Here is a 19,584-nt window from a genome sequence, read left to right on the forward strand (position 1 = left end):
AAGTAGAAAGCCTGTTTGACTCCGAAATTCTCTTAGCGTAGGGGGGTGTAGCCCATTCTGACTCCTGAAATTCTGCTGTAAATTTTAGTTTCTACCTTTGAAAGAATTAAGCCATTCTTGAACTTGTTCGCGGGCAATATCGCGTCCTCCCAGACCAAAAGCTAGGGCAATAGCAACAGCGATCGCACCTAGTAAAAGTCCAAAGGCTAAATTTACAATATCACTAGCAACTCCAATCTGTTGCAGTGCCATTGCTGAGACTAAAGCAATGATCGAAATCCGTGCTACTTGTCCTAAAATCTCTGCTTGCCGTTCGCCAGAACTGGTAATAATGTTAAAAGCCAGATTTGCCAGGAATAAGCCAATGGCAAATATTACCAAACCTGCCAAAATCCGCCCGAATATAATCAAAATACCAGACACTAAGGCTGTCAAGGCTGGAATATTCAGGATATTTACCGCCGCCACCGTTGCAAATAGCATGATACCGACTAAGGTAACAATGCCTACAATTTCTGAGGGAGTGCGGGTGGGAATATGAGAGGGTATTGGTTCTGTTGGTTCTGTGGAAATGACGATTCGTCTAGTAGATGTTGTCAGACCCAAGACAGTGAAAATGTTATTAAAGCCTAAATTAGTGAGTATACTTGTAACCAGATCTCCTACAAACCGCCCCACAAAATAGGCAACAAGCAAAATTGCGACAGCTGTAAAAATGGCAGGTAGAGCGTTGAGAACCTGTTGTAGCATTGCGATCGCTGGTCTTGATATAGCTTCAATTTGTAAAGCGTCCAATGCTGCGATCGCCACAGGAATCAAAATCAAAATATAGACAATAGTGCCGATAATACTCGATAGAGGTTGCACTCCAGCAGTCGAAGATAATCCAAATCGACTACCTAAATGGTCAATACCAGTACTCGCCAGCAAATTTGTCACAATCCGCCGTACCACATTAGCGATAAACCAGCCAACTGCGGCAATTAGCCCTGCGGCTAAAATGTTTGGCAGAATTACTAGAATCTTTGTAATTAAAGCTTGTACTGGTTGTAGAGCTTCCTTGAGTCCGAGAGTATCCAGAATTGGAGCGAGAAACAGTAAAAAGATAAACCAATAAAGAACACTACCAATCGTCTCACTCAGAGACAATTGATTAAGACTGGGAGTACTATCTGCAGGTTCTGGATTCAAACGCTCATCCAAGTTAAATGCTTGTAATAAGCGCACAGTAAAAATCTTGACAATGGTTGCTAATACCCAGGCGGTTGCCAAAAGGATTCCCGCACCAACCAACTTTGGCAAAAAGCCAATAAGTTGATCCAGAAAACTATTAAGCGGTCGAGAGGCTACCTCTAGATTTAGGGTTTGTAAAACAGCTACCGCCGTCAGCAGGATAATAATCCAAAAAACCAAGTCGGAGATTAATTTCTCCACCTGGGGAAGATCCTGACGACCTGTTACACCTGCGGCGATATGGTTATCTATGTTTGTGCGTTTGAGGATTTTCTGGGTTATTGTCGCTAAGATCGCTGCAATTAACCAACCAAGAAACAAAATTGCCACAGCCCCCAATACGCGGGGCATAAATAGAATCAGCTGTTGAACAATTCCTTGGACATCAGCGACTCCTTGGTTTACTGCTCCTTGAGTTGATTGCAAGCTGGGCGATTGCGCCAAAAATTCCTGCCCCGTCATCGATAAACCAATATCTATCAACTGGGTTATTCCTTGCCAAGTTGTGTTCATGGTTTTCCGGTATTAAAGTTTTAGATGTTTGCCAAAAACACTTGAGATACTTACGAAGTAGCTTGATTTGAATAATTCTGCATCCCAGTAAGTTTACTAGTGTTTTGCCTATCAATGTACCAGGAAATTACCAGTAAACTCATATATGCCTTAAAGAAGGCTAAAAGGGGATACGGGGACATGGAGACGCGTCTTTTTCTCAATGCTCAATAGCCAATTTTGCGTTACTCTAATTGCAGCAACAGCTTAAAAGATGTAGCATGTCCCAAGTTTTGGAACAATCGATTCAAATTAACGCTACAGCCTCGGTAGTCGAGCGCTGTATTAGCGATTTAACCCTCATGCATCGTTGGCTCAACCCCGTCCTCCGTTGCGAACCTGTGGGCAAAGCTTGGAGTACTGATGTCGGTAGTCAAAGCCGTTTTATCATTCAAATTCCTTTAGTTCAACCCACTTTGAATAGCGTAGTTGTGGAACGACAACCAGGTTTGGTAGTGTGGGAATTTAAAGGATTTTTTCAAGGGCGCGATCGCTGGGAATGTCAACCAACAGAAAAAGGAACGCTCTTACTGAACCGCTTTGAGTTCAATATTCCAAACCCTCTAGTAGGTTGGGGTTTCAACACTTTTGCCGCATCCTGGACAAAACAAGATATGCAATCCCAACTCCGTCGCCTCAAACGAGTTGCAGAAGAACAAAATTAGGGATTAGGCATGGGGCAAAACAGTTCTGAGTGCTGTACATTGCCATAGTGTACAGTGACTAATTATCTTGCAACAGATAGGTGTGCAATTGGGATTTGTTTGTCATTTACGCGATCGCCCCAGTGAAGGTAGTATTGTTGAGCGTCCTTTTGGCACTTTTAATACCGACTTATTTTCTAATATGCCGGGATACACAGGATCAGGAACGCCCAGAGCAAGCTGAGAAAGAGGCTTGTCTGACTTGACGGGAGTTGGAACATAAGTTTGTGCGCTACATCGTGGACAAATATAACCAGCGTCCTGATCCGCGTCTTGGCGATCAAACCCGTTATCAACGTTGGGAAGCAGGATTAATTGCTTCTCCTAATGTAATTTCAGAAGAGGAATTATGTGGTTTTTGGCAACTTTTGGTGATCTCGTTTGGGGGAAGGCAGAAGGCAGACGGCAGACGGCAGAAGGAAGGAGGAAGGAAAATTTCCCACAATTGAAGCTTTGCTTGGTTCTTGGCAACTTTTGGTGATCTCGCTTGGGGGAAGGCAGAGGGCAGAGGGCAGAAGGCAGAAGGGGGGAAAAAAAGAAGGAGGAAGGGATAGAATTGAATTACTAACTTCAAACTTTACTCCGTCAAACTTTTGGTATGGAATTGCTATACCACCTGTTACCTGATACAACAAACCTTCAACTGAAGAGATGGCAATTTGACAAAGTACAAGGGACGATTACGTTGATTGTCTCTGCGATGCAAACTGTCATTAATTGCCCAGTTTGTAACCACCCAACTCACCGAATTCATAGCCGCTACGAACGTAAGTTAACAGACCTGCCCTGGGCTGATTACAGTATTACCCTACAGTTACGGGTGCGAAAGTTTTTTTGCATTAACACTTTATGTAAACGGCGTATTTTTACCGAAAGGCTGACAAGTGTAACCGCACCTTGGGCGCGAAGGACTCAGCGTTTAGCGCAACGACTGAGCGCAATTGGTTTATCTGTGGGTGGTGCAGCAGGGGTAAGACTCTCACAGCAATGGGGGATAAAAGTTTCTCGCAACACACTGTTAAATTTAGTCCGCTCAATCCCACTGCCATCAATCGTAACGCCACATACTCTTGGGGTAGACGACTTTTGTTTTCGCAAATGCAAAACTTACGGCACAGCATTGATTGACCTGGAACGTAGCCGACCAATCGCTCTACTCAAAGACGCAAAAGCTGAAACCTTAGCAGAATGGTTAAAAGCTCACCCTGGTGTCAAAGTCGTCTCACGAGATCGGTCAAAAACTTATGAAAGTGGTATTCGTCAAGGCGCGCCAGAAGCCATTCAAGTTGCAGACCGTTTTCACTTATTGCAGAACTTATCTCAAACGCTCTATCAAGTCTTTGGTATTCACGCCAAAGTACTTAAAGAAGTGGAGAAACAAGTATTTAGTACTAATACTAAAGTGCATTTAGAGGTGGAAACAGCACTTGAAGAAGGCATTGGGGAATTGGATGGGGATACATACCCCACCCAATTGCAGACCACTGAAATTCAAAACTTGGCTGGGGGTCTTAAACCCTTTTTGGCAGAGAATACAGACGGATTGGCTGCACAGGAAAACCCTCAAACCAACCTTCTGCCGTCTGCCGTCTGCTCTCTGCCTTTCCCCGATAACCTTTCCATGATTGCTGAGACTAATAAAAGTTCAGTTGTGCCAAGGTTTCCCCAAAACACATCTTTAAAAAGAAAAGTTCAATCCGCCAAAGCACGGGATAGACGGAGGGAAATCCATGAGCAAGTTTGGAGACTGCGGTCTGTTGGCTTCTCAGGGCTAGCAATCGCTCAAGAGCTGGGAGTTTCTAAAACTACCGTATTCAATTACTTGCGTAGCTCAACTTTTACCGAACGTCGTGAACGTAGCGACCACGGTCTGAGTCTTCTCAACCCTTATCATGATTACCTCCTCAGTCGCTGGAATAGCGGGAACCACAACACCCAAGAACTGTTTGAAGAAATTCGCACCTGCGGCTATATCGGTGGTTATGCCACGGTCGCTCGCTTCACTCGTTATCTCAAGACCTTGCCCGGATTTGGGCCAGCAAAGTGTTCAAAGAAAAATGCGTCCCCTAGGGTTAGTTCTTCCTCCCATCGTCCTCTCACCCCCAGTCGCGTCACAGCTTTAGTCTTGCGACGACCAGAATTAATACAGCCTAATGAGCGTGAAATCATCGCTCAACTACAAACAGCCCATTCTGATTTGAAGTCAGCTATTGAACTAGCTCAACAGTTTGCATTCCTTGTGCGTCAACGCCTACCTGAGCAGCTCGATGCTTGGTTCAACAAAGCTAAAAACAGCTCTGTTTCTTTGTTGCGCTCCTTCGCTGTTAGTTTAGAGTCTGACTACAATGCTGTGAAAGCAGGTGTAACTATGTCAGTTAGTAATGGCCCAGTTGAAGGCCATATTAATCGCTTGAAAATGTTAAAGCGACAGATGTATGGTCGCGCCAAAATAGATTTACTTGAACGACGATTTTTGTTGGCTATTTGAGGAGAAAATTTTGACAATTTACACTTGATTATATGAGTTATAGAAATCAGTTTATCTGGCAAAGGGCGGTTCAACTTGCTATCAATTGTTATAAATTTACCCGCCTATTTCCTCAATCAGAATTGTATGGTTTAACCAGCCAAATCCGACGTTCTTCTGTATCTGTAGCATCCAATATAGCTGAAGGCTATGGAAGGCGCTCAAAGCCAGAATACATACAGTTTTTACATATTGCATTAGGCTCTTTGAGAGAACTTGATACCCAATTAATCATAGCTAAAGAAGTAGATTTAGCTGACAAAAACCTTTTCACTCCCCTATTGAATGAGGTCGAGGAAATGCAAAGTATATTAGTTGCTAGCTTAAACAAACTCAAAGCTTGAATTTATTACTTCTACCCTTCCGACTTCTGCCCTCTGCCCTCTGCCTTCTGCCTTGCCCCAACCAAGATCACCAAAAGTTGCCAAGAACCCTTTGCTTGGATTATAGAACATCTGCATCACTTGAAAGTCGTAAGCGATCGCCCGTCTTGGTCACAAGTCCTAGCGAGGATAACAAAACGTTTTAAAACCTTCTGCCGTCTGCCTTCTGCCATCTGCCTTAAAGTGCGTAACTTTCAATGATCACCAAAATCTGACAAGAACCATATTATGCTTTAAATCACAACGACTGTGACTTTACCCATAACTTTGCCGCTACTGGAACCATAACTTTGCCGTCCAAAACACTACAACCCTCATTCTTGCGTCAGCTAATTTTGGATGAAATTGACAGTTTGAAACCATAACTTTGCCGCTAGTCCAAATTGGAAGGATAAGCTTGCCGTGAGTCCAATCAAGCATAGAAAGCAGGAAAGCGCCGGATTTTTTTAGAATGAATGGAACAGAAGCGGTTTATGCTGGTATGGGATAGGAACTTTTGGCTATCCATCTGTTTTGAGTAACTACTGGAGTATTAGAAGATCCTCCTAACCAGTGAGAATATTGCGAACAATAGGCTAAACTGGATTGCCACTCTAACCAAAGTAGTCGGCGATGACAATGAGGACAATTTTGCACAAGAGGATGTTGATGTATTAAACAAACTCTGACATCTCAAAATTTGCATTTATGGCAGTCATATTAATTCACAGTGAGGAATATGTAGACTTAACGTTTAAGCTAAGAGGCGCACCGATTCCTCTTGATAATGGTTATGTTATCTATAGTGCCTTGTACAGTATTTGTCCTAGCCTTCACGAACTAAAGTCTATTGGGATTCATCCGATTGCTGGAATACCGACCAAGAACAATTTGCTTGAACTAACTGCTCAATCTCGTCTAAAAATTCGGATTTATCATCAACAAATTCCTTTAATTTATCCTTATTTAGCGGGTCAAGTCTTTCATATAGGTCAAAATTTTTATCAACTAGATATTCCTGACTACAAACCGTTAATTTGTTCAGAAAGTGTCTATTCGAGATTAGTGATAATTAAAGGGTTCCAAGACTCTACTAACTTTATTGAAGCTGTTCAACGGCAACTGGATAATTTAGGAATACAAGGAAAAATTGAACTTCTTACCCGACAAGATGGAACACCTCAACGAAGACAATTAACCATCAATAAAGAAGGGAAACAGTTTAAAGTTAGAGGATTTGGCGTAAAAATCAGTGAACTCAATCCTGAAGATTCTTTAACCTTGCAAGAACAGGGCATTGGGAGCATGTCAACTTTGTTAGAACAAACGAACTAAACAGGTTCTAAAGCTGGTCATTGAGATAAGCGCAGCGATGCTTGAGAACTTGAGGGACATGAGGCAGTGCGATCGGGAGATGGAGGAAACTGATCGGCTAATTCGTGGGTTTTGTGATGAGTTGGGGATTGATGCACCGTTATGAGCAAGAAGATTAAGAAAAAAGTTCCTGAGTTGAGATTTTCTGAGTTTAAAGAAGATTGGCAATCTAAAACTTTAGAAGAATTAGCTGAATGGAGTTCAGGCGGGACACCATCTAAAGAAAAATTAGACTATTGGAATGGTGATATTCCTTGGATCAGTGCATCGTCAATGTATTACGACATACTTTTTGATTCTGATCAGAAGATAACAGAACTTGGATTAGAGAATGGTTCAAGATTAGCTACTAAAGGTTCAATTTTAATTCTTGTACGTGGGAGTATTCTTTATAACCGTATTCCTATGGGCATAACAGGTAGAGATTTAGCATTTAATCAGGATGTTAAATGTTTAAAAATCCAAAACAAGAGAGAATTATTTTTTTTGTTTTACTGGCTAAAAGCAAACGAAAATCTTCTAAAATCTCTAGTATCTGGGACAGGTATTGGAGCTGGTAAATTAGATACTTCTCAATTAAAAGCATTAATTCTTTTCAAGCCTTTTATTGAAGAACAAGAAAAAATTGCTAGTTTTTTGGGGGCTGTCGATCGCCGTCTAACCCAACTCCGCCGCAAGCAGGAACTCTTGCAGACCTACAAACGCGGCGTAATGCAGAAAATCTTTTCTCAAGAGATTCGGTTTAAAGGTGCGATCGGATCTGAGTTTCCTGATTGGGAAGAAATGACTTTAGGGGAAATTACAAAAAAAATAGGTAGTGGAGCTACGCCCAGAGGCGGAGAAGATAATTATCAAGAATCGGGCATTTCTCTTTTTAGAAGTATGAATATTTATGATAATCGCTTTCAAGAAGAAAATCTAGCTTTTATTGATGAGAATCAAGCAAGAGAACTCAATAATGTAACAGTGGAAAATGACGATATTCTTTTAAATATAACGGGTGCTTCAATTGCTAGATGTTGTATTGCGCCCGTGAAATATTTACCAGCTAGGGTAAACCAGCACGTAATGATAATTAGACCTAAAAATAATAAATTAAATTCTGTTTTTTTATCAAACTTATTAGTTTTTGAAGATTATAAAAATCAATTATTTAAGCTGGGAGGTAAAGGCGGTTCAACTCGTGAAGCTTTGACTAAATTTCACATTCAAAACTTTCAAGTTATATTGCCTTCTATAAAAGAACAAGAAAGAATAGCGAACTTCCTAACCGCAATTGATCGCAAAATCGAAACCCTCTACCGCCAAATCGACCAAACCGAAAAATTCAAAAAAGGCTTACTGCAAAAACTGTTTGTTTGAAATAGGGAATAGGGAACAGGGAATACAATAAAAGTATTACCCATTACCTAATAGAAAATATGGAGATTTAAGCAATGCTGAACTTGCAAATTACCAAAGAGCAAGTATTTAGTTTACTTGAACAATTATCTTGGACAGAACAACAGGAGATTTTGCAATATCTCAGTCAAAAACTCCATAGTCAACCAGTTGATAGTCAATCTAATCCTGATCATGCTTCAGAGCATCCCATTAATCAACTCTCAGGGAAAATTACAGCTTTTCAAGGGGTTAATGCTTTAGCTTGGCAAGAGCAAATTCGGAGTGAGTGGGATGAAACTGGATTATCTCATTGATACTAATATTTTGATCTCATTGTTCAATCAAGAATTAACCCAACCCATACCCAATGGTAACATAGGTTATTCTGTCATCACAAGTATTGAGATTTTATCTTTTAAGGGTTTATCTTCGCAGGAAGATAATTTAATTCGCTCAACTCTAAAAACTCTTATCGAAGTATCTCTAGATACGACTATTGCCGAAAAAACAATTCGATTAAGGCGAAAATATAGCTTAAAGATGCCTGATGCTGTTATTCTTGCGAGTGCCTGGGAGTGTGCAGCAGTTTTGATTACCAATGATAAGCAGTTGTCCAAAATCAGCGAAGTACAGGTTATTTATTTACCAACGAAAAGTTAGGGAACAGCGAATAAAATAAAAGTATTACCAATTACCAATTACCAAAAAAATGATCGCAGCTAAAGAAAATTTCCCTACCCTAACCCCAGAAGAATACTTTGCGTGGGAAGAACAGCAACTAGAAAAACACGAATATATTAACGGTCAAGTTTATCCTATGGGTATCTATGCCATGACTGGCGGTAGCAAAAACCATAGCTTACTTGCTGCCAGATTCATCACATTGTTTACTAATCATTTAGAAGGGAGTGGCTGCGACACCGCGACTTCAGACCTAAGAGTTAACATTGTTGGTACAAATAACTACACCTATCCCGATGTCAGCGTTACCTGCGACGATCGCGATAAAACCACAACCCAATATATTACATACCCCTGCTTAATCGTTGAAGTTCTCTCAAAAACTACCGAAGCCTACGACAGAGGCGGCAAATTCCGAATGTACCGCCAAAACCCAGCTTTAATAGATTATCTGCTAGTCAGTTCCACCAGCATCGAAATCGACCTTTATCACAAAAACGACGCAGGCGACTGGTTGATTATCAACTACAAAGCAGGCGATGCGATCGAACTCAAAAGCATTAACCTTAATTTCCCTATTGAACAAGTCTATCGCGGTTTAACCCTTGAACCAGGGAATGGGGAATAGAATCAAAGCATTACCTACTACCCATTACCTAACGCCCAATATGCTAACCCTCGAAACCGTAATCCAAAAAATCCAACAACTCTCCCCTGGACAACAAAAAAAAGTGATCGAATTTGTAGAATTCCTAGAATTTCAAGCCGATCGCCAACAACAAGATCAACAACCTGAAACACCTCCCCAACAGGATCAAGACTTTTTCGCCCTAGCCGGAATTTGGGAAGGGAAAAACATTACCCTAAATACCATCCGCAAAGACTTATCCCATAATCCTCAATAATTAGCAGGATTCGGAAAATAATGACTCAAAAAAGGCAACATCTTTGATCGAGTGCAAGTATTTTTTGAGTTAGCAGGATTGTGGGAAAACAAGGAAATTAACACCAATTTTCTACACAGAGAAGCATAGCAGGAAGAAAAGTAAAGTAGTATTCTTTCTTTTTAAGGTAGATTTAGTTATGAAAATTGTTTCTATAAAAATTAAAAATTATCGAGCCTTTGAATCTCTAGAAATAAAAGAAATTCCAACCTTTTGCGTCATCATCGGAGCCAATGGTACAGGTAAATCTACCCTATTCGATATTTTTGGTTTTCTACGCGATGCCCTAAAAAATAACATTCGTCAAGCCCTTCAGATCCGAGGTGGATTTAATGAAGTCGTCACTAGAGGCAAAGAAAAAGAAGATATCGAAATAGAACTAAAATTCCGCATGAATATTCTGGAAACAGAGCGCCTCGTTACCTATGTTTTAAATGTTGGACAAGAAGAAAGACGACCCTTAGTTAAAAGAGAAATTCTACGGTACAAACGCGGCGAATACGGTTCTCCCTATCACTTTCTCGACTTCCAGAACGGTAAAGGATATGCCATCACCAATGAAGAAAACTTTGAACAAACGGACGAAGAACTAGAACGTGAAGAACAACAACTCGAATCCAATGATATTTTAGCAATTAAAGGACTGGGGCAATTTCAACGTTTCAAAGCCGCCAGCGCCTTCCGTTCACTAATTGAAAATTGGCACGTTTCCGACTTCCATATCAGCGATGCCAGAGGTAGCAAAGACGCACTCTATGCCGAACATCTCTCCCCCACAGGTGATAATATGGCAGTCGTTGCCCAATATATTTATCAAAACCATCCCGATATATTCCAAACCATCCTGACAAAAATGCAGGAAAGAGTCCCCGGTATTTCCAAAGTAGAAGCAAAAGAAACAGAAGACGGCAGATTAATCCTCAAGTTTCAAGACCAAGCTTTTAAAGATCCCTTTATAGATCGCTATGTTTCTGATGGCACAATGAAAATGTTTGCCTACTTAATTCTGCTATTCGATCCCAAACCCCACCCCCTACTTTGCGTCGAAGAACCCGAAAACCAACTTTATCCAAGCCTTCTCCACGAACTTGCCGAAGAATTTGCCAGTTATGCCCACAGAGGCGGACAAGTCTTTGTGTCTACCCACTCTCCTGACTTTCTTAATGCTGTTCCCCTAGAAAGTATTTTCTGGTTGACAAAAGAACAAGGCACTACAAAAATTTTCCGAGCTACCGATAGCGAAACCCTGAAAAATTTAGTTCAAGCGGGAGATTTACCTGGATATCTTTGGAATCAAAACTGGTTTGAAGGAGTCGCTCCCTAATGAATTACGATGTTATCTTTTTATTAGAAGAATCTTCTCTAGAAAATGTTTTAAAGGAAATTTTACCCAAAATAATTCCTGATGAAATTTCTTTTATTTGTATTCCTCACCAAGGTAAACAGGACTTAGCCAAATCTATACCAAAGAAAATTAGAGCCTTTCAATTTAACCCTGCCACAAAATTTGTTATTGTTCAAAACGACAACATCGTAGCAGTTACAGATAAGGACATGCCTGAAATGGACGTAACTGGATTCGAACCAGTGACCTCTACGATGTCAACGTAGCGCTCTAACCAACTGAGCTATACGTCCTTAACCACACAATTACTAAATATAACACATACTTTTCTGACAAGGCAAGATATTCGAGCTTGGTGTATGATTGTTAAGGTTATTCGGTTCTGGTGGGGGTCAGCTACCAGAGGTAACGGGGAAAGTCCGGTGTAAATCTGGCGCTGTCCCGCAACTGTGAACTAATTAGAGATTTGAGATTAGCTTGTCTGAGTAATCGTAAATTCTCAAATTGAGTGAGTCAGGATGCCCGCCGAAGTAAATTTATCAGTTCCACATTTCTGCGAGGTACAGATGACTGCGACTGCAAATATTTCCACAAGCGATCGCTCTGGTGTTCCTCACCATACTTTATTTGTTTGCAAAACCTGCGCCAGCGTTTGGCAAGAAGGAAAACGTTTAACTGGAAGTGGTGGCGAACAACTATTAGAGCAACTTCAGCACCTGGCACAAGATTGGGACTTGCGAGATGAATTCCCAATTCAAGAGGTTGAATGTATGAGTGCTTGTAATCGCTCCTGTGTGGTTGCCTTTGCTGCCAAAGGCAAATTAACATATTTATTTGGCGATTTAGCCGTTGATGGCAGTGCATCTGCGGTATTGGAGTGTGCTAGTCAATACTATGCAAAACCAAATGGTTTACTGCCTTGGTCAGAGCGTCCACAGCCTCTGAAAAATGGCATTTTGGCAAAAATTCCACCTTTATGATGCGCCTTTTGATTCTGGGTGGGACGGGAGATGCAGCAGAATTAGCTACCAAATTGGCGACTATGGAAGGGGTAGAAGTAATCACATCCCTAGCTGGCCGCACGCGTGAGCCATTAGTTCCTTTGGGCGATTTGCGGATTGGAGGCTTCGGTGGTGTAGCTGGATTAACTAATTATTTGCGAGTAATGCAAATCGATTTGCTAATTGATGCAACTCATCCTTTTGCTACCCAGATTTCCTGGAATGCGGTAGATGCTGCTACCATTGTCGGAGTACCCCATCTGATATTAATTCGTCCGCCTTGGGAAAAGGTAAGTGGCGATCGCTGGATTGAAGTTGATAGCGTTGAAGCAGCAGCAACAGTCCTACAAAATCAAGCACAGCGAGTATTTTTGACAGTTGGTAGACAAGAACTCGCCGCCTTCGCTGATCTTAAGGACATTTGGTTTCTGATGCGGATGATTGACCCTCCTAGTGAAGATGCCTTAGTGCCACCGGGGATGTTATTGTGCGATCGCGGTCCCTTTACCCTGAACAATGAAAGAGAAATCCTCATTCACCACAACATCGATACCATAGTCAGTAAAAATAGTGGTGGCGATGCTATCTATGCCAAGATTATTGCTGCACGAGAACTTGAGCTAAAGGTTGTGATGGTGAATCGTCCAACCATACCATTAGTAGATTACGTTACTGATGTTGATGCTGCTTTGGCATGGGTATTTGACAAGTTGCAATACTAGTAGTTCGCCAAGGAAACTTGGCGGGGTAAAGGGTAAGGGGAAAAGGGAAAAGGTTTTAATTCCTTCCCCCAACCCCAGTCCCAACCTAGCAATTTTGGGTTGGCAAACTACTAGGAAAACAATTCACTAAGTTATTATCTTCTTCTGCGTTCCTCTTCGTTAACAAACAATCTCTTGATTCATCCTCTCTTCCAGCACATCCAATAATCCATCGACATCCTTACCAGCTTGCTCAAAACAAATTGGTGGTGCTGGTTCCGGTGCAAACTGAATTAACTTAATTTCCCCCTTGCCAATTCCCATCATCACAACCTCTACTTCCGGCTTATGATTCTCGACAATTCCTAATATTTCCTGAAGCCGATTATCAACTTTATTGTTTAAATTCTCTATCTGCTCTTTCGGACAATAAACAAAATGCGGCTTTGGTTGTAAATCAATACCAACAGTACCTTGACTATCACCATTTGCTAACCACAATCCCCAAAATAGTGCTGCCAATTCTTGCTGATTTGCTTTCACAAACCTATCTAACTGGTGACGCCACTTGTTATCACCTGATTCTGGTTGACTATTACCAAAAAACATAAATAATTCGTAATTCGTAATACTTCGGCTACGCTCAGTACAAGTTCGTAATTCGTAATTGAGAAACAAAGAGGCGTGAAAGTTATCTTAAGCCTGACTGTACACGCCAGAGGCCAGAATAAATACCTTCTTTGTCTAGCAATTGCTCATGGGTTCCCGACTCTACTAATTTCCCATATTCCATGACATAAATGCAATCGGCATTACGGATGGTGGAAAGACGATGAGCGATCGCAATTGTAGTTCTATCGACTGTAATCCGTTCTAGGGATCGCTGGATTGCCGCTTCTGTCTCATTATCTACTGCCGAGGTCGCTTCATCTAAAATCAAAATGGGGGGATTCTTCAAGACTGCACGGGCGATCGCAATTCGTTGTCTTTGTCCACCAGATAACTTTTGTCCTCTTTCCCCCACAATTGTCTCATAACCTTCGGGCAGGTTAATAATAAATTCGTGCGCCTCTGCTATCTTCGCCGCATTGATGATTTCTTGTTCTGTAGTTTCAAAGCTTCCATAGGCTATATTCTCAGCTACAGTACCATGAAATAGAAACACATCCTGACTCACCAACCCAATGCAGCGCCGTAAATCTTGTAAATTCAAACTTTGCAAGTCAATGCCATCGACAGTAATACTTCCTGTTTGCACTTCGTACAACCGCAATAAAAGTTTGACTAAAGTGCTTTTACCTGAACCAGTTGAACCGACAATTGCAATGGTTTTCCCCGCCGGAATATCCAAAGAGAGATTTTTAATTACTGGAAATCTATCTTTATAGGCAAAATAAACATTTTTAAATTGCACTTCACCGCGCACTTCATTGATAGGTAACGATACATCACCTGTATGAATAGCGATGGGAGTATCCAACAAATTCATGACTCGATTAGTAGAAGCCATTGCTCGTTGATATTGATCGAATGTTTCGCCTAATCTAGTTAAAGGCCATAGCAATCGCTGGATTAAAAACACTAATACGCTGTAAGTACCTACAGACATTTTTCCAGAAACTGCTGCCATCCCCCCATATAATAGTAATGCCGTGAAACCCACCAAAATCAGCATCCGAATTAACGGTACAAAAGCCGCAGAAAGAGCAATTGCTTTAGAGTTACTCCGGCGATAAGCTTCACTATCTAATTCCAAACGAGAGGCTTCATAAGCTTCAGCAGTGAAACTTTTAATAGTAGTAATTCCGCTGATATTGTTTGACAAACGCGAATTAAGAAAACCTACCTTTTCTCTTACATCAGCGTACCGAGGTGCAAGCAGTCGTTGATAAGCAAAGGAACCCCAGAGGATAAACGGCATCGGCGACAAAGCCATCCAAGCCACACTAGGAGCCAAAATAAAAAAAGCAGCGCCAATAATTAGAACAGTTGCGGAAACTTGGATAATATCATTTGCTCCCCCATCCAAAAACCGTTCTAATTGGTTAATATCATCACTGAGGATAGACATTAAACCGCCAGTGCTGCGTTCTTCAAAATAAGCCAATTCCAACTCTTGCAAATGTTTGTATGCATCCAAACGCAAGTCATGCTGAATATTCTGAGCCAAATTCCGCCAAAGTCGAGCGTAGGCGTATTCAAAAACAGATTCTAGTATCCAAATAATTACAGTGAGGAAGGAAATAATTAAAAATTGTCCAAAGACATCGCGTACCCCTAATTGTGCAATTATGGAATCCTGTTGCTTAACTACGACATCCACCGCCACGCCAATTAAGCCGGGTGGTGCCAAGTCGAAAAATTTATTAAGGATAGAATAAGTAGTCGCCAGCCAAATTTGTTTCCGATACTGATGTCCATACTCAAGCAAACGCTGGAGAGGATGCGTCGAATGTCTACGCCTTCTTGATGCCCGATGAGATTTTAATACAGTAGCCACGGCTTGCTCTGCGGTTGCGTGCAACTGATATTAACACGGAACAAAGTTTTGAGTCTTGAGTCCTGAGTCTGAAGATTAAAGACTTGATTCAGACAGACTAATGGGAAACTTAAATTGGGGACTGGGGACTGGGGACTGGGGATTGGGAAAAGGAGACAATAAGTAGAATAATCACTCTTAACTCCTAACTCAGCACTCAGCACGGGCTAAACGCCCCGCTATCCATGTACAGCACTCAACACTCAACACTCTTAACTCAGCACTCAGCACTCAATATTGGAGAGAATCATTTGAAAAATCAGCAATTGGGAAATTGGCAAACCACAGTTTTTGGAATTGTGTTAGCAATATTAGTGATTATCGGACTAAATGCCTTTATTATTATCAACCCAGGACAAGCAGGAGTGATTAGCATATTGGGTAAAGCGAGAGATGGGGCTTTATTGGAAGGTATTCATGTAAGACCGCCTTTTATCTCCGTGATAGATGTGTATGATTTGACCGTACAAAAATTTGAAGTCCCAGCAGAAAGTTCTACGAAGGATTTGCAAAACTTATCTGCGAGATTTGCAATTAACTTTCGCCTCGATCCCATACAGGTAGTTGAAGTTAGAAGAAAACAAGGAACATTAGAAAATATTGTATCGAAAATCATTGCCCCCCAAACACAAGAAGCGTTTAAAATTGCAGCTGCCAGAAGAACAGTAGAAGAAGCAATTACTAAAAGAAGTGAATTAAAAGAAGACTTCGATCAAGCATTAGGCGATCGCTTAGACAAATATGGAATAATTGTGTTAGATACTAGTGTCGTTGATTTAGCATTCTCTCCAGAATTTGCCAGAGCCGTTGAAGAAAAACAAATTGCCGAACAACGGGCACAAAGAGCCGTTTATGTAGCACGAGAAGCTGAACAAGAAGCACAAGCAGACATTAATCGCGCCAAAGGTAGATCGGAAGCTCAAAGACTCTTAGCAGAGACACTCAAAGCCCAAGGAGGACAGTTAGTTCTGCAAAAAGAAGCCATTGAAGCTTGGAAGACTGGTGGCGCTCAAATGCCCAAAGTCCTTGTTATGGGTGGTGACTCAAAAAGCGGTGTTCCCTTCATATTCAACCTTGGGAATGTCCAAAATCAACCGTAAAAGGGAGTGACCATTCAATAAAAAGCTTTAAAATTATAAAGTTTACTCTAACTTGAGCTAAATTTTACAACACTTGGAAGATTGATTGCTAATTCCTTCTCAGTAGGAGACGCTACGCAAACAAGTGACACTCGTTAGCGTAGCGTGTCACAGACAAGATTCGCTAGCGCCAAAAGAGAAGACTGCACTGCTTCACCAAAATCTAAAATAGCCTAAATTGGGCTACTCCAAACTCAAACACAACAGAAAAACCAACAAGACAATAATCGAAGTTTATGTCAACTCCCAATCCTCACAATCTCACCGCCGAAGAAGCGAAAAAAATACTGAACAAATTCAATTGTCTAGATATTGCTCCTGTCCTCAAAGCATCAGAAAAAGTAGTAACTCGTGATGCCTTAATTTTACTTACCAAGCTTGCTGATTACCAAATTTTAGGAATTTGTGCTGATACAGCAGAAGAAGGAATATTGGCAATGAAAACCTATTCTCTCGCTTTAGGTTATGAACCACCAGAGAATTTATCTACACCAGAAGGACCAGTTTATATCAAATTAAATGGGAAAAATGGCTTGTGTTATCTAGATTCCTATGATGGTCATCATCGTGGTGTATTAGTATCTTGCCAGTCTTATGACGAAGATGGAATCAACGAAATGTATGGACACCTTCCCTTGGATTTATTTGTCTAGAATTGGTCGAATGTAGGTAGGGTATGAGCCTTGCCTACTTATACTAATGAAAAATAATTAATGACTTCAATCTTATGAGTATTATTACACTACAATCTGTGAAAAAAGACTTTGGCATCAAAGAGATTTTAAAAGATGCTAGCTTTAGCCTTGATGCTACCGATAAAGTTGGTTTAATTGGTACTAATGGTTCGGGAAAATCAACTTTATTAAAAATGATTGCCGGGTTAGAAACCATTGATAACGGTCAAATCTTAATCAACTCTGGTTCTAAAATTATCTACTTACCCCAGCAGCCAGATTTAGATGAAAATCATACAGTTTTAGAACAAGTTTTTGCTGATAGTGGCGAACACATGGCTTTGGTGCGTGAGTATGAAGAACTTTCAGATAAATTGGTTCACTATCCAGATGATACTCAACTAATGACTCGCCTTTCTGTGGTGATGCAAAGGATGGATACAACTGGCGCTTGGGAATTAGAAACTAATGCCAAAATCATCCTCACAAAATTAGGAATTTCTGACTTTGACGCCAAGATAAGTACTTTATCTGGAGGTTATCGCAAGCGCATTGCTTTAGCATCAGCTTTGCTATCAGAACCCGATGTTTTGCTCATGGATGAGCCAACAAACCATCTTGATGCTCTTTCTGTAGAATGGTTGCAAAGTTATTTAAATCGCTATCGCGGCGCACTTTTTCTCATCACTCACGATCGCTATTTTCTAGATCGCGTTACCAATCGGATTATTGAAATCGACCGAGGCGACATTTACACTTATACAGGCAACTATTCATACTACCTCGAAAAGAAAGCTTTAGCTGAAGAATCTGCCGTAAGTAGTCAACGTAAACACCAAGGCTTGTTGCGCCGCGAGTTGGAATGGCTCAAAAAAGGGCCGAAAGCTAGAAGTACTAAGCAAAAAGCGAGAATTGACCGCGCTCACGCTCTGCGCGATACTGAATTTAAACAAGTTCAGGGTAAAGTTGATATTTCCACAGTTGGCCGTCGCATTGGCAAAAAAGTTATTGAATTAGATAACGTTTCCAAGGCATACAATGGACGCACTCTAATTAATAATTTCACCTACGAATTTAGTCCAGAAGACCGCATCGGCATTATTGGCGCTAATGGTGCAGGGAAATCCACTTTAATGGATATGATTACTGGACGAATTAAGCCTGATTCTGGTATTGCCGAAATTGGTACTACAGTTCATATCGGTTATTTTGACCAGCATTCTGAAGAATTGCTCACAGCATTAAATGAAAATCAGCGCGTGATTGACTATATCAAAGAAGAAGGGGAATTTGTCAAAATTAGCGATGGAACGCAAATTACTGCTTCCCAAATGTTGGAGCGGTTTTTGTTTCCTGGGAATCAACAATATGCCCCAATTAGTAAACTTTCTGGTGGAGAAAAACGCCGTTTATTTTTGTTGCGGGTTTTAATGAGCGCGCCCAATGTTTTAATTTTAGATGAGCCGACAAATGATTTAGATGTGCAAACATTGGCAGTATTAGAGGATTATTTAGAAGATTTTACTGGCTGTGTAATTGTTGTTTCTCACGATCGCTATTTTCTCGATCGCACCATCGACACAGTATTCTCCTTTGAAGAAGGTGGTAATCTCCGCCAATATCCAGGTAATTACTCGGTTTATCTGGACTATAAAAAGGCTGAAGAAGCGCAGCAACAAGCTGCGAACAATAAGGAGAAGCCCAAAAATGTCGAAGTCCAAAATGGTGCAGTTTCACCCAAGGACGGAGAGAATACCAAGCGACGCAGGTTATCCAACTGGGAAAAAAAAGAATTTCAGCAGTTGGAAGGTAAAATTGCCCAGTTAGAAGCTGAGAAAGCAGAAACTGAAAAAACACTAGCAAACATCTCTGGGGGGAATTATAGCCAAGTGCAAAAACTCTACGAACAAGTGGAATCGCTTAAGCAAGCGATCGATGTGGCGACTGAACGCTGGTTAGAATTAGCTGAAATGGAGTCTTGAAATTAAGCTGTTACGCATTTAATTTGTACATTTACCTGATGACTGATGACTGAAAACCCGTCAACAGTCAACAACCATCAAGAGTGTTTATATACTTTAGACGCGCATCAGCTTATTAGCTAGTAGTCTATCAAGCTAGTAATGAAAACTTTGTAGTAAGCACTAAAGTGCTTATAAAATAAGGACTAAAGTCCTTACTACGAAATTACTTACCCATCAATTTAAGCTTGAATGAACACTATTACGCCACTGCGTAAATAGAGCAACCATTGAAAATCCCTAAAGAGCTTATTCTATGTTAACTTTGACTTTTGACTTTTGACTTTTGACTTCCGCTTTATGGTACTAGTGGGGCAATACTTTTCGGTTAAGGGGGAAAGGGGAAAGGGAAAGGGTTTGAATTTCACTTTCCCCATTGCCCTTTAACCATTCCCCAGACCAAA

At 41.0% G+C, this 19,584-nt stretch carries 20 protein-coding genes, 1 tRNA gene and 1 riboswitch; of the genes, 17 read left to right on the forward strand and 4 right to left on the reverse strand.

What is annotated here, in order from left to right:
- Positions 1-84: 84 nt before the first annotated feature.
- A complete protein-coding gene (locus ACFG4S_RS18840) occupies positions 85-1,746 on the reverse strand; it encodes a mechanosensitive ion channel (RefSeq protein ID WP_392530561.1) in 1,662 nt (553 codons plus the stop codon).
- Between the two features lie 260 nt (positions 1,747-2,006).
- On the opposite strand from ACFG4S_RS18840, the gene ACFG4S_RS18845 reads away from it, so the two are divergent.
- The 12 genes from ACFG4S_RS18845 (at position 2,007) to ACFG4S_RS18900 (ending at position 11,084) form a co-directional block, all read left to right on the forward strand.
- Positions 2,007-2,450, forward strand: a complete 444-nt coding sequence (locus ACFG4S_RS18845; protein WP_392530562.1) for an SRPBCC family protein — start codon at positions 2,007-2,009, stop codon at positions 2,448-2,450.
- 82 nt (positions 2,451-2,532) lie between these two features.
- Complete coding sequence (locus tag ACFG4S_RS18850) at positions 2,533-2,673, forward strand: hypothetical protein (protein ID WP_392530563.1); 141 nt, start codon at positions 2,533-2,535, stop codon at positions 2,671-2,673.
- A 43-nt stretch (positions 2,674-2,716) separates the two neighbouring features.
- Positions 2,717-2,938, forward strand: a complete 222-nt coding sequence (locus ACFG4S_RS18855) for a hypothetical protein (RefSeq protein WP_392530564.1) — start codon at positions 2,717-2,719, stop codon at positions 2,936-2,938.
- Positions 2,939-3,087: 149 nt separating this feature from the next.
- The gene (locus tag ACFG4S_RS18860) at positions 3,088-4,977 is read left to right on the forward strand and encodes an ISL3 family transposase (protein ID WP_392529995.1); all 1,890 of its coding nucleotides are present in this window, start codon (positions 3,088-3,090) and stop codon (positions 4,975-4,977) included.
- A 32-nt stretch (positions 4,978-5,009) separates the two neighbouring features.
- Entirely contained in the window at positions 5,010-5,360 is a 351-nt protein-coding gene (locus ACFG4S_RS18865) for a four helix bundle protein (RefSeq protein WP_094343524.1), read from the forward strand.
- A 726-nt stretch (positions 5,361-6,086) separates the two neighbouring features.
- Entirely contained in the window at positions 6,087-6,713 is a 627-nt protein-coding gene (cas6, locus tag ACFG4S_RS18870) for a type I-MYXAN CRISPR-associated protein Cas6/Cmx6 (protein WP_392530565.1), read from the forward strand.
- A 141-nt stretch (positions 6,714-6,854) separates the two neighbouring features.
- Positions 6,855-8,114 carry a restriction endonuclease subunit S gene (locus tag ACFG4S_RS18875; RefSeq protein ID WP_392530566.1) on the forward strand — a complete coding sequence of 420 codons (1,260 nt, stop codon included), beginning with the start codon at positions 6,855-6,857 and terminating at the stop codon, positions 8,112-8,114.
- A 74-nt stretch (positions 8,115-8,188) separates the two neighbouring features.
- A complete protein-coding gene (locus tag ACFG4S_RS18880) occupies positions 8,189-8,449 on the forward strand; it encodes a hypothetical protein (protein WP_392530567.1) in 261 nt (86 codons plus the stop codon).
- Positions 8,427-8,795: a type II toxin-antitoxin system VapC family toxin gene (locus tag ACFG4S_RS18885; RefSeq protein ID WP_392530568.1), complete on the forward strand. Its 369-nt coding sequence runs from the start codon at positions 8,427-8,429 to the stop codon at positions 8,793-8,795. Before ACFG4S_RS18880 ends, ACFG4S_RS18885 begins: the two co-directional genes overlap by 23 nt.
- Positions 8,796-8,844: 49 nt before the next feature.
- Positions 8,845-9,444: a Uma2 family endonuclease gene (locus ACFG4S_RS18890; RefSeq protein WP_392530569.1), complete on the forward strand. Its 600-nt coding sequence runs from the start codon at positions 8,845-8,847 to the stop codon at positions 9,442-9,444.
- On the forward strand, positions 9,434-9,721 hold the full coding sequence (locus tag ACFG4S_RS18895) for a DUF2281 domain-containing protein (RefSeq protein ID WP_392530570.1): 288 nt from the start codon (positions 9,434-9,436) through the stop codon (positions 9,719-9,721). Before ACFG4S_RS18890 ends, ACFG4S_RS18895 begins: the two co-directional genes overlap by 11 nt.
- A 178-nt stretch (positions 9,722-9,899) precedes the next feature.
- The gene (locus ACFG4S_RS18900) at positions 9,900-11,084 is read left to right on the forward strand and encodes an AAA family ATPase (protein ID WP_392530571.1); all 1,185 of its coding nucleotides are present in this window, start codon (positions 9,900-9,902) and stop codon (positions 11,082-11,084) included.
- Positions 11,085-11,324: 240 nt separating this feature from the next.
- Here the strand turns inward: ACFG4S_RS18900 and ACFG4S_RS18905 are convergent.
- A tRNA-Val gene (locus ACFG4S_RS18905) sits at positions 11,325-11,398 on the reverse strand.
- 67 nt (positions 11,399-11,465) lie between these two features.
- A riboswitch (cobalamin riboswitch) is annotated at positions 11,466-11,650 on the forward strand.
- A 21-nt stretch (positions 11,651-11,671) separates the two neighbouring features.
- On the opposite strand from ACFG4S_RS18905, the gene ACFG4S_RS18910 reads away from it, so the two are divergent.
- Together ACFG4S_RS18910 and ACFG4S_RS18915 are read left to right on the forward strand one after the other, a co-directional pair.
- Positions 11,672-12,085, forward strand: a complete 414-nt coding sequence (locus ACFG4S_RS18910) for a DUF1636 domain-containing protein (RefSeq protein ID WP_392530572.1) — start codon at positions 11,672-11,674, stop codon at positions 12,083-12,085.
- Positions 12,082-12,828, forward strand: a complete 747-nt coding sequence (locus tag ACFG4S_RS18915) for a cobalt-precorrin-6A reductase (protein ID WP_392530573.1) — start codon at positions 12,082-12,084, stop codon at positions 12,826-12,828. The genes ACFG4S_RS18910 and ACFG4S_RS18915 overlap by 4 nt, the downstream gene beginning before the upstream one ends.
- Positions 12,829-12,987: 159 nt before the next feature.
- On the opposite strand, the gene ACFG4S_RS18920 is transcribed toward ACFG4S_RS18915, so the two are convergent.
- Entirely contained in the window at positions 12,988-13,416 is a 429-nt protein-coding gene (locus tag ACFG4S_RS18920; RefSeq protein WP_392530574.1) for a hypothetical protein, read from the reverse strand.
- 82 nt (positions 13,417-13,498) lie between these two features.
- Positions 13,499-15,307, reverse strand: a complete 1,809-nt coding sequence (locus tag ACFG4S_RS18925; RefSeq protein ID WP_392530575.1) for an ABC transporter ATP-binding protein — start codon at positions 15,305-15,307, stop codon at positions 13,499-13,501.
- 290 nt (positions 15,308-15,597) lie between these two features.
- On the opposite strand from ACFG4S_RS18925, the gene ACFG4S_RS18930 reads away from it, so the two are divergent.
- From ACFG4S_RS18930 to ACFG4S_RS18940, 3 genes are all read left to right on the forward strand, one after another.
- Positions 15,598-16,446: a prohibitin family protein gene (locus tag ACFG4S_RS18930; RefSeq protein ID WP_392536023.1), complete on the forward strand. Its 849-nt coding sequence runs from the start codon at positions 15,598-15,600 to the stop codon at positions 16,444-16,446.
- A 275-nt stretch (positions 16,447-16,721) separates the two neighbouring features.
- Positions 16,722-17,138 carry a DUF1824 family protein gene (locus ACFG4S_RS18935; protein ID WP_392530576.1) on the forward strand — a complete coding sequence of 139 codons (417 nt, stop codon included), beginning with the start codon at positions 16,722-16,724 and terminating at the stop codon, positions 17,136-17,138.
- Positions 17,139-17,212: 74 nt separating this feature from the next.
- Entirely contained in the window at positions 17,213-19,141 is a 1,929-nt protein-coding gene (locus ACFG4S_RS18940) for an ABC-F family ATP-binding cassette domain-containing protein (protein ID WP_392530577.1), read from the forward strand.
- Positions 19,142-19,584 lie beyond the last annotated feature (443 nt).

It is taken from the genome of Nostoc sp. C117 (genome assembly GCF_043099735.1).
Taxonomy (GTDB): domain Bacteria; phylum Cyanobacteriota; class Cyanobacteriia; order Cyanobacteriales; family Nostocaceae; genus Nostoc.

Excerpts from the sequence above, each read along its gene's own strand:
- ACFG4S_RS18935 (WP_392530576.1), top strand. The coding sequence starts at position 16,722 with ATGTCAACTCCCAATCCTCACAATCTCACCGCCGAAGAAGCGAAAAAA.
- ACFG4S_RS18915 (WP_392530573.1), top strand. The coding sequence starts at position 12,082 with ATGATGCGCCTTTTGATTCTGGGTGGGACGGGAGATGCAGCAGAATTA.
- ACFG4S_RS18900 (WP_392530571.1), top strand. The coding sequence starts at position 9,900 with ATGAAAATTGTTTCTATAAAAATTAAAAATTATCGAGCCTTTGAATCT.
- ACFG4S_RS18910 (WP_392530572.1), top strand. The coding sequence starts at position 11,672 with ATGACTGCGACTGCAAATATTTCCACAAGCGATCGCTCTGGTGTTCCT.
- ACFG4S_RS18875 (WP_392530566.1), top strand. The coding sequence starts at position 6,855 with ATGAGCAAGAAGATTAAGAAAAAAGTTCCTGAGTTGAGATTTTCTGAG.
- ACFG4S_RS18890 (WP_392530569.1), top strand. The coding sequence starts at position 8,845 with ATGATCGCAGCTAAAGAAAATTTCCCTACCCTAACCCCAGAAGAATAC.
- ACFG4S_RS18940 (WP_392530577.1), top strand. The coding sequence starts at position 17,213 with ATGAGTATTATTACACTACAATCTGTGAAAAAAGACTTTGGCATCAAA.
- ACFG4S_RS18860 (WP_392529995.1), top strand. The coding sequence starts at position 3,088 with ATGGAATTGCTATACCACCTGTTACCTGATACAACAAACCTTCAACTG.
- ACFG4S_RS18840 (WP_392530561.1), bottom strand. The coding sequence starts at position 1,746 with ATGAACACAACTTGGCAAGGAATAACCCAGTTGATAGATATTGGTTTA.
- ACFG4S_RS18865 (WP_094343524.1), top strand. The coding sequence starts at position 5,010 with ATGAGTTATAGAAATCAGTTTATCTGGCAAAGGGCGGTTCAACTTGCT.
- ACFG4S_RS18880 (WP_392530567.1), top strand. The coding sequence starts at position 8,189 with ATGCTGAACTTGCAAATTACCAAAGAGCAAGTATTTAGTTTACTTGAA.
- ACFG4S_RS18920 (WP_392530574.1), bottom strand. The coding sequence starts at position 13,416 with ATGTTTTTTGGTAATAGTCAACCAGAATCAGGTGATAACAAGTGGCGT.
- ACFG4S_RS18885 (WP_392530568.1), top strand. The coding sequence starts at position 8,427 with ATGAAACTGGATTATCTCATTGATACTAATATTTTGATCTCATTGTTC.
- ACFG4S_RS18895 (WP_392530570.1), top strand. The coding sequence starts at position 9,434 with ATGGGGAATAGAATCAAAGCATTACCTACTACCCATTACCTAACGCCC.
- ACFG4S_RS18845 (WP_392530562.1), top strand. The coding sequence starts at position 2,007 with ATGTCCCAAGTTTTGGAACAATCGATTCAAATTAACGCTACAGCCTCG.
- cas6 (WP_392530565.1), top strand. The coding sequence starts at position 6,087 with ATGGCAGTCATATTAATTCACAGTGAGGAATATGTAGACTTAACGTTT.